The sequence below is a fragment of the Arthrobacter echini genome (assembly GCF_004803505.1).
Taxonomy (GTDB): domain Bacteria; phylum Actinomycetota; class Actinomycetes; order Actinomycetales; family Micrococcaceae; genus Arthrobacter_D; species Arthrobacter_D echini.
Map to the genome: position 1 here is coordinate 1 of NZ_SSWH01000001.1, position 15,785 is coordinate 15,785.

Here is a 15,785-nt window from a genome sequence, read left to right on the forward strand (position 1 = left end):
CTCGAACACCTTCGCGGCTCAGCCCTGGGCTTCAGGAACCTCACCAACTACATCACCAGATCACTCCTGGAATCAGGCGGCTTCAGACCCCAACTGCACTCTCAATTACGATGAGCCGGTTTTGCCCGCTAGTCACGCCAGACAATTAGGTAACTTTAAAGACGCTCTTAGAACTACGCCCACCCGTCGCTTCTCCTTCGATTACATGGTTAAAGAGCTCGACGGGGAGCTAACCTCCGGGCAAATTAAAGCGCTGCTGAAGCAGATGTTCGAAACAGGCGGAATAGGCATCCAGAACGGGAGTTATACAGATTTTGTCTTTCGCGCCACTTCTGGGGGCGGTTTCAGCACTAGATATACGTTTTTACTACACGATGCTCTGGTTAGAGCTTGGAATCGGCCCTGGCACTGATGCATACGCGTCCGAGAGACAGCGAGTGCGCAAGTTCTAGCCTCGATCTTTCATGAGGCGGTTCCGTTGGTGTGATCGGGGCTTACTGGCCGCCTGATTGTGTTGATTCTGGCATGTGGGTGTGACGATTCCTGCCGCTGTCCGGTGGCGGTGGTCGGTGATGGTTCCACGTCCATCACGGTGGGGTGGTGCTGGTCTTTCCTGGTCAGTGGTCGGCTGCTGGTTGTGGGTGGTCAGGGTGGGGCGAGGGTGTTTAGCCGGTGGAGGGCTGTGATGAGCAGCGGCGTTTCGGGTGCTCGTGCGGCGAGGTGCACGGTCCACCGCCGGGCGTGAGAGGTCACCTTCCCGGCGATCTCGAAGATCCTCATCCGGAGTCTCTTGGGTTCCCAGCGTCTAGCTTTGGTGCTGTGGAGGGCGAGCATTTGGGACCAGGCGATGAGCTCGGCGGCGAGCATCACCAGGTGACACCACAGTGTGTTCCCGGCGAAGGAGTGCAGGGGTAGGTTCGCCAGTCCGGTGTCCTTGGCGTTACGGATCCGGTCCTCGCAGCGGGCCCGTAAGCGGTGCCGGACCTCCAGGTCCGCTAACTGACCGGTCTCCTGGTTCGTGGCCAGGGCGGTGTAGCGCATCCCGTCGACGTCGGTGATCCGCAACTGCGCACCGACGTGAGGGACTTCCTTGCGGACGATCACGCGCATCCCCTCCGGCCAGGAGGAAAGATCCAGCATCCCGGTGATGTCCGCGACCTGCTCTCATAGACGATGACCCGTCGCGTTCTACCCCGTCGCTGTTATACGCCCTGGTCCAGGCGTTCTGCGGGACCTTGGGCAGGACGGCTTCGACGGCCCCGTGCAGCGGAAAGCCCACGGAGTAGCTGAGGTTCCGGCGTGGGTGGGTCAGCCAGTCCAGGAACTCGTGGGGGCCACCTGCTGAATCGGTGCGGATCATGACTTTCCGCCCGGACCGGAACCCGGCCGGCAACTGCTTGAGCGCATCACGGGTGACCTGGATGTGGTCGGCTGCGGTGTTCGATCCGGCGTTCCCGGGCCGCAGGAGGACCGCCAGGGGTTCTCCGGTGCCGTCGGCCCCGTGGTCGACGAACGCGGCCAAAGGGTGGAAGCCGTAGCCTCATCTTCCACGTCGGGCGGGCGTCCTCTTTGTCCGAGTGCGAGGCCACCAGGGTCGCATCCAGGTCCACGACCAACGGTGCCTGCTTGCTCACCCCGTGCACCGGGGAGTGCTCCCCGGCCAACATCCATACCTGGGCCCTGGCTGCGGCGCGGGCGGTGTTGATCGCCGCCAACGCCTTCGAGGGTTGGATCGTGGACAAGGTCGTGATCAGCCGGCTCACCGTCGGATCCGACGCGACCCGCCCGTAGACCTGAGGTTGGGAGCGCAGCCGGTCCACGTCCGCCAAACAGTCACCGCCGGTCGCCAGCGACAAGCCCAGATCGGTGAGGATCTTGCCCGGGTCGTGCACCGCGAACGGTTTACGCCATCCAGTCAACGCCTCCGACAGTCCGGCGCCGAGACCTGAGACCCGAACCGTCTGAGTCAGCAACAGACCGCCGGCCTGGGACACCACCCCGGTTCCGGCGGAATCAACGCGAACCGACGGATACAAGTGGGTAGTGTTGTTCACCTGAAAGGTGCTCCTTCTGACGCGGTACAAATGATGTGTGGTAACAACATTTTCCCACGTCAGGAGCACCTTCCAGGCCTTAAATACACCGCCCACCGGACCACCCTCATGAAAGATCGAGGCTAGGACGCGTCAAGAGCTTATGGTCCGCCGTTGCGCTGCCTGCTGACCTGTACGGCAGAGGGCCCCGCGGCGCCTGGCTGCGGGACCCTCTGTAATCCATAACAGGGAACCTGTCCCTGTCTTCATTTACAGTTTAGTCCCATGGCTTCAGCGCAACAACCACCCATCGAACGAACCCTGCAGCGCCAGATCACCCCGCAGCGCCTGGCGCCTTATCTCGCCGAGACCGGCACCCTCAGCGGCGCAATTCAGTTATACCGGTGGAACACCGAGCTCTCCGGCGCCGTCTATGAAGCCCTTCACGTCTTCGAAGTGTTCCTCCGCAACGCCATCGATGAACAACTCTGCCGTTGGAACGCCATACAGCCCGACCCGGACCAGGGACGACTTCACTCTCCCGACTGGCTCCTGGACCCCGCCGTGCTCCTGAGCAGAATTGCCGGTCGCGACATACCCGAAGCCCGCCGACGCGCCTCGAGATCCACCAGCCGCCGGCCCCACGGTCACCGCGACCCACGCCACGAAGACATCCTCGCAGCGATGCCCCTGGGCACGTGGCGGTTCCTCCTACCTGGACGCAGCGACGCAGGCAAGCAGAGAATCTGGGACGAAGCGCTCCATGAAGCATTTCCCCACCTCACCCGCACGCCCGTCCAACTCGAGCGAGCCGTGGACGGCGTGTACCGGCTCCGCAACCGGGTCGCCCACCTCGAGCCGGTCATCAACTCCAACGTCCCAGCGCAGCTGACCAACATGCGCACCGTCATCGGCGCCCTCGATCCTCGGCTCCTGTCCTGGTTCTCCAGCACCGAACGCATCAGCACCACCCTCCGGAACCGCCCAACTAGACCGTGCCCACCGACTCCTGGTTGAACATCACAGCCCCGACCCGAACCGGCTGCCTTCCTGAGGTGAATGTCTCGCATCCCAAGAGTCGCGAAACGGTCGGACGATACAGCACGACTCCCCTGCCACTACTGCGCTTGCACTGTCTTGCCCCCGTGTCCCGCAAGCAGCTGCGTCGACGCGTGACGGGAGAGCCGGCTTCGACACACTTTCGGGCGGAGCGTCGTGTTGCCATGATTACACTCAGCACCGCTGCGAACTGGTCGGTGCGGGTCTGCTCGTCCGGCGCATCGAGCGAACCTCTCGAACCGATCCACGACGACTCTCGTCCGCGTCTCTTTCCGCATCGCCCCTTTCCTGAGAAGGTAGCGGGATGACCCTGGACATCGCGGCCCTCCGCGCTCACTTCCCCGCCCTGCTCACCGGCACCGCACATTTCGACGGCCCCGGCGGAACACAGACCCCCGCCGTTGTAGGGGCTGCCATAGCCGACACGCTCACCGGGCCGCTGTCCATCCGCGGCACCGGTACGAGCTCGGAGAACAACGCCGAAGTGGCGGTCCGCGGATTCCGAGAGGCGATGGCCGACCTGCTGGGAGCGCAACCCCGCGGTGTCGTCTACGGGCGGAGCGCCACACAGCTCACCTATGACTTCTCCCGCAGCCTCGCGAAGACCTGGCAGCCAGGGGACGAGATCGTCGTCTCACGTTTGGACCACGACTCCAATATCCGCCCGTGGGTGCAGGCAGCCGCCGCGGTCGGCGCCACGGTGCGCTGGATCGATTTCGACCCCGACACCACGGAGATCGACGACGCGTCCGTCGCAGCCGCGATCACCGAGCGGACGAAGCTCGTGGCGATCACCGCGGCGTCGAACCTGCTCGGCACCAAACCGCCGGTACGCCGCATCGCCGATGCTGCCCATGAGGTCGGCGCCCTGGTCTACGTGGACGGGGTGCACTACACCGCTCATGCACCGGTCGATGTGAAGGCGTTGGGATCCGACTTCTTCGTCTGTTCGCCCTACAAGTTCCTCGGACCCCACTGCGGTGTTCTCGTGGCCGACCCGGATCTGCTGGAGTCGTTGCAGCCGGACAAGCTGCTGCCGTCCACGAACGAGGTACCCGAGCGATTCGAGTTCGGTACCCTCCCCTACGAGATCATGGCTGGAGCCACAGCGGCCGTGGATTTCCTCGCCGCGATCGCTCCCGGCACCGCAACCGGCCGCCGTGAGCGCCTTCTCCCGTCCACTCACGTGGTCGAGGAGCACGAACACGCCATGCGCTCCCGCATCGAGGCAGGACTGGCAGAACTCGGCGACGCCGTCACACTGCACTCCAAGGCCCGGGACCGGACGCCGACTCTGCTGGTCACCTTCCCGGGCCGGTACTCCACGAACGCCTACCGTTTCCTCACAGAACGGAACATCCTCGCGCCGGCCGGCTCCTTCTACGCCTACGAAGCCTTCCGTCGCCTCGACCTCGAGGACAGCGCCGCCCTACGGATCGGCGTGGCCCCGTACACCAACGACGACGACGCCGACCGCCTCCTGGCCGCGCTCGGCGAGTTCGTCACGTCGCAGCGCGGATACAGGTTCTACAGCTCCGCGAGCATCCCGCCCGGGTTCTCCATCGCGTCCGCGACGAAGCGCAGGAACCCACCGGCGGTACCGCCGTCGCAGACGCGGTGATCGAAGGCGAGCGTCAGCTCGGTGATCTTCCGCACCGCCAGCTGACCGTCCACCACCCAGGGCCGGTCCATGATCCGGCCCATGCCGAGGATCGCGGACTCCGGGTAGTTGATGATCGCCGCACTGCCGTCCACCCCGAACACGCCGTAGTTGTTGAGCGTGAACGTGCCGGAGGACAGGTCCGTCGGCGTCGCCCTGCCCTCACGCGCAACGGCGGCAAGGCGGCGGATCTCGGCGTCGAGCTCGCGCGCCGACATGGTGTCCGCACGCCGGACACTGGGCACCACGAGCCCGCGGTCGGTCTGCGCCGCGATGCCCAGATTCACGCCGTCCACGCGGATCAGTTCCTGCGTGCCGTCGTCGCCCGTGGCGATCCGGCTGTTCAGCTCGGGATAGCGGGCCAGACCGGCGACGACGAAGCGCGCCACGAAGGCCAGGATGCCCGGTACGGCGTCGGGTGTGCGGCGCTTCATGCCCTCACGCAGCTCCACCAGCGCGGTGACGTCGACGTCGACCCAGACGGTCGCTTCGGGGATCTCCCGCCTGCTGCGCGTCATGGCGTCGGCGATCGTGCGGCGGACCCCGCGCAGGGGTGTTCGCTCCAGGACGGCCAGACCGGACCGGGTGTCGGCTGCGGGTTCAGATCCGGGTACACCGGCAGACTCCGCTGAACCCGATGTGCCGGCATCCAGCGCTTCAACGGAGGCAGGTGCGTCCATGAAGTCCGCCGAATCCGTAGCGCTTGCTGAGATCGCCTCAACGACGTCGCGGCGCAGGATCAGGCCCTGGTCCCCTGATCCGTCCACATCAACGAGTCTCACGCCGTTCTCCCGGGCGAGTCTGCGCACGAGGGGCGAGATGCACAGGGGAGCCACCAGGTCCGACGGCGACCTCCGGCCGGATGCCGGCTCGACATCTGATCCTGGCGCGGCATCGGCTCCTGCATCGACTGTCCCGAGCTCCGGCGACGTCATCCCGGTCTGCGGCTGGATGGCCCGGCGGATCTGCGGAGACGGCTCCGCGGATATCCGGCTCGCCGCAGCACTCGAGGCCATCCTCTTCCGTGGACGCGTCCGCCCTCCGGTCAGACCGCCGGGGGTGCCGTACCCGATGAGCACATTGCCCGACCCCTCAGCGGCCACGGGCGGATCATCGTTCGCCTGGGTAGCGGCGGTCGGCACCCCGGCCTCCTCGCGGACCGTGGCTGCCGCCGTGAGCACGGCGGGGTCCTCGGAGCCGGGCGCTACGCCACCGGCGGCCTGTGCATCATCGGAGCCGTCCGAGCCGGCGGCACCCGGGCCATCAGCACTCTCCATACCCTCGGGACGTACGGACAGGAACGGAGCCCCGACCTCGAGCACCTCCCCGGGCTTGCCGTGCAGGACGGCGACGGTTCCCGCGAAGGGCGAGGGTACCTCCACGACGGACTTGGCGGTCTCCACCTCGGCGATCGGCTGATCGACGGCGACGGCGTCGCCCTCGGCGACGAGCCAGGACACCAGCTCCGCCTCGGTGAGTCCCTCCCCGAGATCGGGGAGGGCGAAGACCTGGAGTTTCGCTGTCTCTGGAGCGGCAGTCATGTCAGTCCTCCCACTGCAGATCATCGACGGCGTCGAGGATGCGGTCCACGCTCGGCAGGTAGAAGTGCTCGAGCTTCGGTGACGGGAAGGGGATGTCGAATCCGGTCACGCGCAGCACCGGCGCGGCGAGCGAGTGGAAGCAGCGCTCCTGGACCCGGGCCACGATCTCGGAGGCCACCGAGGCGAAGCCCGGGGCCTCGGCCACGACGACGGCGCGGCCGGTACGCCGGACGCTCGCGCTGACGGTCTCGTCGTCGAACGGGACGATGGAGCGCAGATCGATGACCTCGATCGAGCGTCCCTCCTCGGCGGCCGCAGCAGCGGCGGCGAGCGCCGTCGGCACGGACGGGCCGTAGGTGATGAGGGTCGCGTCGGTCCCGGCGCGGGCGACGACGGCGCGTCCGATGCGGCGCGGTGCCTCGCCGTCGTCGAAGGTCCTGCGGAGGTCCGCGAGATCGACCTCCTCCTTGGACCAGTACAGCTTCTTGGGTTCCAGGAACACCACGGGATCCGGCGAGGCAATGGCCTCACGCAGCATGAAGTAGGCGTCGCGCACGGTCGCGGGGGCCAGCACCGTCAGACCGGGCGTGTGGGCGTAGTAGGCCTCGGACGAGTCGCAGTGGTGCTCCACCCCGCCGATCCCGCCCGCGTAGGGGATCCGGATGACGATCGGCAGGCGGACCTTGCCCTTGGTACGGTTCGGCATCTTCGCGACGTGGCTGACCACCTGCTCGAAGGCCGGGTAGGCGAACGCGTCGAACTGCATCTCGACCACGGGCCGCATGCCGTTCATCGCCATTCCCACGGCCATACCAATGATGCCGGCCTCGGCGAGCGGCGTGTCGAAGCAGCGCTCCTCACCGAATCGGGCCGTGAGCCCGTCGGTGATGCGGAAGACCCCGCCGAGGGGTCCCACGTCCTCGCCGAACATCAGCACGGCGGGATCGGCCTCCATGGCGTCGGCGAGGGCGGCGTTCAGAGCCTTGGCGAAGGTCGAGGTGACTTTTGCGGCGCGGGTCGGGGTGTCGGACTGTCCGACGGCGTTCCCGGCCGGCGCCTCTGTGGTCTGCGTCATCGCTGGTTCCCTTCCGTCCGGCTCGCAGCGGAATCCGGACCCGCGGCCGCCGGTTCGACAGCCCTCGCGAGTTCCTCACACAACTGCTCCGCCTGCTCGCGCAGCTGGGTGGTTTTCTCGGCGTAGACGTACTCGAAGAGCTCCGCCGGGTTGATCTCCACGTCCGTATTGAGGCCCTTGCGGATCACTGCGGCAATCGCGTCCGCCTCGGCGGCGAGGGCCGCCTCGCCATCCTCGGTGAGCAGGTCCAGTCCCGACAGGTACGAGCGCATGCGCACGAGCGGGTCCTTCGGGATCCAGCGGTCGACGTCGTCCGCCGACCGGTAGCGCGTGGCGTCGTCAGCGTTGGTGTGCGCCTGCATGCGGTACGTGTGCGCCTCGACGAGGGAGGGGCCTCCGCCGTCGCGCGCCCTGCTCACCGCGGAGCCGAGCACCGCCAGCAGCGCGGCCAGATCGTTACCGTCCACGCGCTCGCCGGGCATGCCGTAACCGATCGCCTTGTGCGCGAGGGAGGGTGCGACGCTCTGGCTCGCCAGGGGCACGGAGATCGCGAACTCGTTGTTCTGGACGAAGAACACCACGGGGACGTGGAAGACCGCCGCGAAGTTCAGGGCCTCGTGGAAGTCCCCCTCGCTCGTCGCGCCGTCACCGCACATGGCGAGGACCACGGTGCTCTCACCGCGCAGTTTCGCGGCGTGCGCCATCCCGACCGCGTGCAGCAGTTGCGTGGCCAGCGGGGTGGCCTGCGTCGCGACCCGGTGCTCGTACGGGTCGTAGCCGCTGTGCCAGTCGCCGCGCAGCAGCGTGAAGACCTCGAGCGGATCGACGCCGCGCGTGATCACGGCGACGGTGTCGCGGTAGGTGGGGAACAGCCAGTCCTCTTCACGGAGAACGACGGCGGCGGCGACCTGGCAGGCCTCCTGCCCGTGGGAGGACGGATAGACGGCCATCCGGCCCTGCCGGACGAGCGCATTGGCCTGATCGTTGATGCGACGTCCGGCGACGAGTCGGCCGTAGGCGCCGAGCAGGCTCTCGTCCGACGGTGAGGGGTAGCGCTCGTCGGGCGTGTGATGTCCGTCCGGATCCACCAGCTGGACCGGGCGCGCGGACGGCAGCAGTGCACTGTCCGTCGACTGCAGGGCAGGTGCATCCGCACTGCCCGTCGCGTGCTCACGGCCCTGGTTCGTTACCGCACTCATGCTGCCTCCATCACCGGCCGCTACCGCGGCGCACCTCGATCGCGCCGACCTCCAGCGCTGGATACTCTGTGGACAAGTATGATCCCGGGCCTGGTTTTGTCGCCATGAAATGCAGTGAATGTGGAATCTCTCGTCGGATGGACGGTATTCTGTGGACGAATCGTAAGTGTGAGCTGCATTACGCCAGGAGGCGTGGACACATGGAAGCAGGACGGCTCGACGACGTGGACCGGAAGATCCTCGCGGAACTGACCCGCGACGGTCGGCAGTCGGTGACCTCCGTGGCTGAGCGGGTCCACATCTCACGGGCGCATGCGTACTCGCGCATCGCTCGGCTGAGCGACGACGGCGTCCTGATGAAGTTCACGGCGATCATCGATCCCACGAAGGCAGGCCTCCGTTCCTCGGCCTACGTCACGCTGAAGGTGCGGCAGCACTCATGGCGTGAGCTACGGGGACGGCTGCGCGAGGTTCCGGAGATCCACCACATAGCGCTGGTCGGTGGGGACTTCGACGTCATCCTCCTGGTACGCGCCGAGGACAATGCGGGTCTGCGCCGGGTGGTGTTCGATCAGCTGCAGTCCATGCCGGGTGTCCTCGACACCCAGACGTTCCTCGTGTTCGAGGATCTCGACACGCGGTGAGTGCTATCGGCCGGCGAAGAACATGGAAACCCACGACGGCCACGAAGCAGCAGGAGCCGGGCAGATCCTGTCTGCCCGGCTCCTGGAAATGCTCTTGCGCACAAGGTATCAGCGCAACTTGGGGATTCCTCCGCCCCACAGCGCACCCGCAATGAGCGCCGGCTGGAAGAACAGACGGCCGAATCGTTTGCGATCGGAGGTCAGGTTGAACGCGTCCAGACGCTGCGCATACTGATTGATGTTGCCGGGGAAGATCGCCGTGTAGAAGCTCGCGAGGGCCACACCGATCAGGCGTCGATGGCGGGGCAGGGCGAGGAAGGACACGCCGAGACCGACCTCGACGACGCCGGAGGCAAGCACCACGAAATCCTTGTCCAGCGGAATCCAGCCCGGAACCTGAGCCTGGAATGGTTCCCGCGCGAAGGTCAGATGGGATGTTCCCGCAAAGGTCATGAACGCGCCAAGACCGATTCGGGCGACGGTCTGAGAAACAGGTGAGGAATTCATGCCTCAACCCTAGGACATGATCGGAGCGGGTCCACCTCGATGACTCATTGCCCTCGAGCCTGCCCTGCTCCACCTGCGGTGCTAGGCATCCTATGAACTCTCTGCCCTTGCGGGGAGGGTCCTTGTACCTGACATGGCGCAGGGTCCGCGCCCTAGGCTCGATCATGGTGCAGCGGCGCGAACTGCGTCCGAGCTGTTCCGGCCGCGCCCGGCTACACGGCAATGGGAAAACCCGCCGGATGTCCGTGCGCGTCGACAGCGGCAGGTGGTGGGCGTGCCCGCCGGAGAGGAATGGACAACGATGATGGAAGATCAGCACTCCCCGGCTCTGCGCCAGGGAGTGGATTTTCGCGGGACGCCGAACGCGACGGAGAGGGTGACGGAGCACCTGAGACCCGGGAAGAAGCGAGCGCCCCTGCTGCGCTACATCCGGATCAATCTTCCGAGGACCACCCGACTCCTGCTCCTGTTCGTCATCGCAGTCATCGGCATGGCTTCGGCCACGATAGCTCTCAGCGACTACGAGCCCTTTCCCTTCGCGGCTCCGCTCCTGTGGTGTGTGGTCGTTGCAGCCGTCATCTTCGTCGCCGTCGGGCTCCTGACGAAGAACCGGATCTGGACAGCAGGACTCGGCATCGCCGCGGCGTCGACGCTGATCTACGTCGGGGGCATCCTGGGCGATGCGCCCTACGTCTGGAACGGGGCCTCGATCACGCTGGCAGCGGTCTGGAACATCACCCTCTTCGCTTCGCTGGGGTACGCGCTTCTCTATTGGGCGCTGAGATACGGCATGATCGTGGCCGCTCCCGACGACCAACACTTCATGGACTGACGAAGGAGCACAATCATGGAATTCGGCTTCCCCTGGTGGCTCCGCGTCGAGCACTTCCTCAACATCATCTTTCTTTCGTTCCTTGTCCGTTCGGGTATCGAGATCCTGGGAACCTACCCCAAGCTCTACCGTTCTCAGCACACCGTTCCGGGTACGGCCTGGTCCCAGTTCACGGTGCAGCGAGCGGCGAAGCACAAGTACTACACCGTGGGCGGCGAGTACGACGACTACTCCCCGCGGATCTCACTGCCGGGTCGGGGGCTGCTGGGACTCGGCCGGTACTGGCACTTCATCACCGTCACGGGTTTCGTGACCAGCTGGGTCATCTACATCGTCCTGCTGTTCGGCACCGGGCAGTGGCGACGGTACATCCCGACGAGCCTCGACACCTTCGTCCAGGCCGGACGCGACATGGTCTCCTACCTGGCCTTCGTGGTGCCGGAAGCCGCTGACGGAGCGCCGTTCAACGCGATCCAGCAGCTCTCCTACGGGTTCGTCTTCCTCGTCCTGACGCCGCTCGTCATCCTCACCGGTGTCTTCCAGTCGCCGGCGGTGGCCAACTACTTCTCCCGGATCACCCGCATGCTCGGCGGGCGCCAGGTGATCCGCACGGTCCACTTCCTCTGCATGATCGGCTACATCGTCTTCACGGTGATCCACGTCGCCATGGTGATCCTGCACGGCTACGGGTACGAGACCTCGAAGATCGTCTTCGGGCACACCGACCTGCCCGTCGCCGGCGGGGTCGTCTTCACGATCGGCCTGGCTCTCGTGGTCCTGCTGCACGTGATCGCGACCCGCTGGACCCTTGCGGAGGGACGGGCGGTCGAGAAGCTGCACAACATCGTGGTGCGTCCCTGGACCAATCTGCTGTACCACCTACCGGCACGTATGCACTACGACCGCGACAACGTCTCCGGCAAGGACGTGGTGCTGAAGAACACCACCCAGAACTTCCGGGGAAGTGGCCGCCCGCCGGAGACGCCGGAGTACCTGGCACTCATGGCCAACGGCTACGAGGACGACTACGTCCTGGAGATCGGCGGCTATGTGGAGCGCCCGATGAGCCTCACGATCCGCGAGCTCCGCGAACTGGCGGAGGGTCATTCGCAGACCACCCTGCATCACTGTGTCCAGGGATTCACCTCGATCGGCAAGTGGCGCGGAATCTCGGTCTCGGATCTGCTGGATCTCGCCGGACCCCTCCCGGGCGCCACGGACGTGGTTTTCATGAGCTTCCAGGACATGGGACGCGATGACGCTCTCTACGAGGGTGGCACCTACTACGAGTCCACCCCCATGATCGAGGCGCGGATGCCGCAGACCCTCATCGCCTTCGACCTCAACGACGAAGGCGAGATACCGGCGAAGAACGGTGCCCCGGTACGCCTGCGTACCGAGACCTCCACCGGATTCCGCAATCTCAAGTGGCTGGAGCGGATCGAGGTCGTCAACCGCTACGACATCATCGTCGAGGGCCGCGGCGGGTACTTCGAGGACGTCGACTTCTACGACCGGAACCAGCTGATCTGATGCGTGAGAGTCACGGAAAGAGGACGTACATGGCACACACCGACACCCAACCGCGCACCCAGGCCGAACTCGATGCCTACATCGATTCGCTGGGCCGCCCCAGGCGCAACACCTTCAACGGGATGTTCCCGCTGCACGAGGACATGGAGCTCGACGACGACCAGATCCGCATCGTCCTCGACTACCTCCAAGAGGTGGATTTCCATCTGCCCGGCGCCACGCCGGAGGAATTCCTCGTTGTGCGCTGGGCCCGGTACACCGGATTCCAGTTCATCCAGGAGCCCCTCGAGGCCTACGCGGTGGGACTGAGGTGCACGCACCCCGGCATGGAGGACCAGCACACGTTCATCCGCATGTCCTGGGCGCAGCTCATGGGTCGGCCCGACGCCGAACGGCTTCCGGTCAACGAGCCGGTGCTGGCGAGCGACATGATGACGCTCGCTCGCTACCGCGATACCCGAACAGGTCCCTCACGGACCGGCGTCGACTCCTACGCCGGTGAGGAGGTCCCGGGGGCGGACTTCGATCTGAAACTTCTTCACGGCGCTCTGGAGGACCTGCTGTCCCAGCAGGCCAGCGGCAAGGGCAGGGAGATCAACACCTGGTGGACGCCGGCCCTGAACTGGGGTGCGGCCATGGCCGGCCGTTATCCACGCCTGAAGTACTTCGAGTCCAAGGGTCGGCTCGGTGAGAGGCAGCTGGCCAGGCTGCACGACTTCGAACGGCGCGCGAACCAGGCCGCATCCGTGCTCCGGGAACTCGGCGTCGCACTCCCCGAGCGCGTTGCCCAGGACTCCCTCCGGCAAGCGGCCAAGGCCGAGAGGGGATCGTTCCTGCCGCGGCTGAGGATCCGGAACCCCCAGCCGCTCACCGAGGTGGGTCAGGACACCGAAGCAGGCGCGGACGATCAGCGCCCCTACACGGACCCGCAGTCCGACGCCGACTTCCCCACCGCTGACGATCCCACCGGGGTGTCATCGACGGACGGTAACCGCCAGGCCGCCGATTCCTGAACCCTCCACTACAGAAAGGACGTCCTTCCATGTCATCCATGGTGGTACTAGGGCTCATCGCATCGGTAGCCCTTCTCGCGGGTTTCGCCCTGCTCAATCTGGGCAAGCTCACTCCGGATCATTACACCTACCAGCTCCTCAACTTCATCGGCGCGGGCTTCCTCACGGCCTCCGCGGCCGATCCGTTCAACGCGGGCGTCTTCTGGACCGAACTCATCTGGTCGCTCCTGGGACTCTTCGGCATCATCAAGATCTGGACGAAACGCCGTAAGCAGACCGCACCCGAATCGAGCACACCCCTGGTCGCATCGCGCCCGGAAGGAGAGAAGTAGACCATGACTTTTTCCTACGAGATCGGGATCGCGGCCGGCATCTGCTTCGTCGTCGGATTCGGCCTGCTGAACTTCGGTGTCCTGACATCGAAGTCACCCATGTACCAGACACTGAATTTCCTGGGCGCTGTCGGTTTCACCTACACGGCCATCTCACCGTTCAATCCCGGACTGTTCATCACCGAGGTCGTCTGGGCCATCGTCGCGCTGTACGGCCTGTGGAAGATCTGGGCCAAGCGCCCGGATCCCGCTCCGGAGGTTCCCGCTCAGCAGGAGATGAGCTGACGCCGGCTGTTGTCATCGATGTGCCGTCACATGTGACTCCGGGGGGTTTCGACTCTGAGAGTATGAGGCCATGGCTTCGGACAACGCCCACGACCTCGACAGTGATACGGAAGGAGGCCAGGCTGGTGGCGTCCAGTCCGTGGACCGCGCGCTCACCGTCCTGGAGATCCTGGCGCGCGACGGCGACGCCGGGGTGAGCAGCATCGCCGTGGAGATGGGCATCCACAAGTCCACCGCCTCCCGCTTGCTGGCATCCCTCGTGACCCGGGAGCTCGTCCAGCAGGACAGCGAGCGCGGGAAGTACCGGCTGGGCTTCGGCATCCTGCGCCTGGCAAGCTCCATTCCCGGAAGGCTGAGCCTGGTCCGCGAGGCCCGCCCCGTGCTGGAGGGCCTGGCAGAGCGATTCAAGGAGACCGTCAATCTCGCCGTACTGCGCTCCAGCTACGCTGTCAACCTCGATCAGGCCATGGGTCCCTCGACGTTGGCCACCTATGACTGGGTGGGCAGTCTGACACCCCTCCACGCCACCTCCAGCGGCAAGGTACTGCTGGCAGCCCTGGAGCCGGAGGACCGGGCCCGCCTGCTCGACGAGACCGGTCTACCGGCCCGGACCCCGCGGACCATCACCAACCGTGACCAGCTCGAGCGGGAGTTGGTCTCGGTTGCCCGAAGCGGACACGCGATGGTGAAAGAGGAGTTCGAGATCGGGTTGAACGCGGTAGCGGTCCCGATCGTCAGCCATCTCGATATCGTGATCGGCGCGATCAGCGTCTCAGGCCCTGCGTTCCGCTTCGATCCGGAGGCGATGCCGGAGGTCGTCGACGGCCTCCAGGAAGCAGGCCTGCGTATCAGCACCAGGATGGGGCACACCACCACCTGAACGGGCCCTGACGAGTGGCTGGGCGCGGCCGGGTTACGTCCGACCTCGTCGGGCTCAGGGGCGCGGGACGACGTCGCCCACCTTGCCCTGCACCCACTCGTGGAACGCGCCGATGTGGTGCTCGCTGGGGACCAGGACACCGCCGTTGGCGTAGACCTTCGAGCTCATGGCCGGCTGGCAGCGCTCGCATGCGTCGAAGTCCTGCTGATTGACCCGGTGGAACAGCTCAACGGAGGCGCTGACGTCCTTGCCACTCTCGACGACGCTCGGCACGTACAGCCAGTCGCACTCCACCACCGTGCGGTCCGCTGCCAAGGGGAACATGCGGTGGATGATCACGTGGTCCGGCACCAGGTTCACGAACACGGTGGGCTTGATGGTGATGGCGTAGTACCGGCGGTCCTGATCCTCGTCGATCCCCGGGATGCGCTCCAGTCCCTCGGAGCCGTCGACGGTGAAGCCCTTGATGTCCTCGCCGAAGTCGGCGCCGTGGCCCACGAAGTACTGCGCGGCCAGACCGTCGGCGAACTCCGGGAGCACCTCGGTGAGCTCCGGGTGGATGGTGGCGCAGTGGTAGCACTCCATGAAGTTCTCGATGATGAGCTTCCAGTTCGCCTTCACGTCGTAGCGGACGCGCCGGCCCAGGCTGAGATGGGCGACGTCGTAGCCCTCGATCGCCTTCAGGTCGCCCAGCCTCTCCTCGATGGCGCCCATGACGTCCGCCTCGAACGACGGCGGATCGTCGGCGAGACAGACCCACACGTAGCCCAGGTACTCACGGACGTGGACCTTGACCAACCCGTAGTCGTCGCGGTCGATGTCCGGCATCTTCGTGAGATTCGGTGCCGCGATGAGCTTGCCGTCGAAGTCGTAGGTCCAGGCGTGGTAGGGACACTGGAACGACCGCTTCGCCTCACCCTGCTCCTCCATGCACAGCCTGACGCCGCGATGGCGGCAGACGTTGTAGAAGGCGCGGATGCCGCCCTTCCGGTTGCGGCTGATCAGGACGCTCTCGCGCCCGATCTGGACCGTCCGCCATGCACCCGGTGTGTCCAGGTCGGAGCTGCGGACCGAGCAGAACCACATCTGCTCGAAGATCCGCTCCTGCTCCGCCGCGAAGACAGCTTCGTCGACGTAGGTGCGGCCGGGAAGGGTGGGGATCAGACTGGGGGTGGTCACCTCGACGGACAAC

15 protein-coding genes and 1 pseudogene are annotated in these 15,785 nt (G+C 65.8%); 10 read left to right on the forward strand and 6 right to left on the reverse strand.

The window, feature by feature from the left end:
* On the forward strand, positions 1-412 hold a 412-nt coding region (locus E8P82_RS15125), incomplete at its 5' end, for a hypothetical protein (RefSeq protein ID WP_211096781.1).
* A 233-nt stretch (positions 413-645) separates the two neighbouring features.
* On the opposite strand, the pseudogene E8P82_RS00010 reads toward E8P82_RS15125, so the two are convergent.
* Positions 646-2,054: pseudogene (locus tag E8P82_RS00010) on the reverse strand (IS1380 family transposase).
* Between the two features lie 264 nt (positions 2,055-2,318).
* Here E8P82_RS00010 and E8P82_RS00015 point away from each other — a divergent pair.
* Both E8P82_RS00015 and E8P82_RS00020 read left to right on the forward strand, forming a co-directional pair.
* Positions 2,319-3,050, forward strand: a complete 732-nt coding sequence (locus E8P82_RS00015; RefSeq protein WP_136452448.1) for an Abi family protein — start codon at positions 2,319-2,321, stop codon at positions 3,048-3,050.
* A 346-nt stretch (positions 3,051-3,396) separates the two neighbouring features.
* On the forward strand, positions 3,397-4,713 hold the full coding sequence (locus E8P82_RS00020; RefSeq protein WP_136452449.1) for a cysteine desulfurase-like protein: 1,317 nt from the start codon (positions 3,397-3,399) through the stop codon (positions 4,711-4,713).
* Here the strand turns inward: E8P82_RS00020 and E8P82_RS00025 are convergent.
* The 3 genes from E8P82_RS00025 to pdhA are packed head-to-tail and all read right to left on the reverse strand — an operon-like array spanning position 4,620 to position 8,567.
* Complete coding sequence (locus tag E8P82_RS00025) at positions 4,620-6,293, reverse strand: dihydrolipoamide acetyltransferase family protein (RefSeq protein ID WP_136452450.1); 1,674 nt, start codon at positions 6,291-6,293, stop codon at positions 4,620-4,622. The two genes, E8P82_RS00020 and E8P82_RS00025, sit on opposite strands and share 94 nt — an antisense overlap.
* Position 6,294: 1 nt before the next feature.
* The gene (locus E8P82_RS00030; protein ID WP_136452451.1) at positions 6,295-7,368 is read right to left on the reverse strand and encodes an alpha-ketoacid dehydrogenase subunit beta; all 1,074 of its coding nucleotides are present in this window, start codon (positions 7,366-7,368) and stop codon (positions 6,295-6,297) included.
* On the reverse strand, positions 7,365-8,567 hold the full coding sequence (pdhA, locus tag E8P82_RS00035; protein WP_136452452.1) for a pyruvate dehydrogenase (acetyl-transferring) E1 component subunit alpha: 1,203 nt from the start codon (positions 8,565-8,567) through the stop codon (positions 7,365-7,367). The genes E8P82_RS00030 and pdhA overlap by 4 nt, the downstream gene beginning before the upstream one ends.
* Positions 8,568-8,767: 200 nt before the next feature.
* Here pdhA and E8P82_RS00040 point away from each other — a divergent pair, with 200 nt between their 5' ends.
* Positions 8,768-9,211 carry an Lrp/AsnC family transcriptional regulator gene (locus E8P82_RS00040; protein ID WP_136452453.1) on the forward strand — a complete coding sequence of 148 codons (444 nt, stop codon included), beginning with the start codon at positions 8,768-8,770 and terminating at the stop codon, positions 9,209-9,211.
* Positions 9,212-9,319: 108 nt separating this feature from the next.
* On the opposite strand, the gene E8P82_RS00045 is transcribed toward E8P82_RS00040, so the two are convergent.
* Positions 9,320-9,718, reverse strand: a complete 399-nt coding sequence (locus E8P82_RS00045) for a DoxX family protein (RefSeq protein WP_136452454.1) — start codon at positions 9,716-9,718, stop codon at positions 9,320-9,322.
* A gap of 301 nt (positions 9,719-10,019) precedes the next feature.
* Between E8P82_RS00045 and E8P82_RS00050 the strand changes: the two genes are divergently transcribed.
* The 6 genes from E8P82_RS00050 (at position 10,020) to E8P82_RS00075 (ending at position 14,593) form a co-directional block, all read left to right on the forward strand.
* Entirely contained in the window at positions 10,020-10,550 is a 531-nt protein-coding gene (locus E8P82_RS00050) for a hypothetical protein (protein ID WP_136452455.1), read from the forward strand.
* A gap of 15 nt (positions 10,551-10,565) precedes the next feature.
* Positions 10,566-12,083, forward strand: coding sequence for a molybdopterin-dependent oxidoreductase (locus E8P82_RS00055; RefSeq protein WP_136452456.1), 1,518 nt, complete (start codon positions 10,566-10,568; stop codon positions 12,081-12,083).
* 29 nt (positions 12,084-12,112) lie between these two features.
* The gene (locus tag E8P82_RS00060; protein WP_211096762.1) at positions 12,113-13,096 is read left to right on the forward strand and encodes a hypothetical protein; all 984 of its coding nucleotides are present in this window, start codon (positions 12,113-12,115) and stop codon (positions 13,094-13,096) included.
* 29 nt (positions 13,097-13,125) lie between these two features.
* Positions 13,126-13,428 carry a CBU_0592 family membrane protein gene (locus E8P82_RS00065; protein WP_136452457.1) on the forward strand — a complete coding sequence of 101 codons (303 nt, stop codon included), beginning with the start codon at positions 13,126-13,128 and terminating at the stop codon, positions 13,426-13,428.
* Positions 13,429-13,431: 3 nt separating this feature from the next.
* Positions 13,432-13,713, forward strand: coding sequence for a CBU_0592 family membrane protein (locus tag E8P82_RS00070; RefSeq protein ID WP_136452458.1), 282 nt, complete (start codon positions 13,432-13,434; stop codon positions 13,711-13,713).
* A 70-nt stretch (positions 13,714-13,783) separates the two neighbouring features.
* Positions 13,784-14,593: an IclR family transcriptional regulator gene (locus E8P82_RS00075; RefSeq protein WP_136452459.1), complete on the forward strand. Its 810-nt coding sequence runs from the start codon at positions 13,784-13,786 to the stop codon at positions 14,591-14,593.
* 54 nt (positions 14,594-14,647) lie between these two features.
* On the opposite strand, the gene E8P82_RS00080 is transcribed toward E8P82_RS00075, so the two are convergent.
* Positions 14,648-15,784, reverse strand: a complete 1,137-nt coding sequence (locus E8P82_RS00080) for an aromatic ring-hydroxylating oxygenase subunit alpha (RefSeq protein WP_136452460.1) — start codon at positions 15,782-15,784, stop codon at positions 14,648-14,650.
* Position 15,785 lies beyond the last annotated feature (1 nt).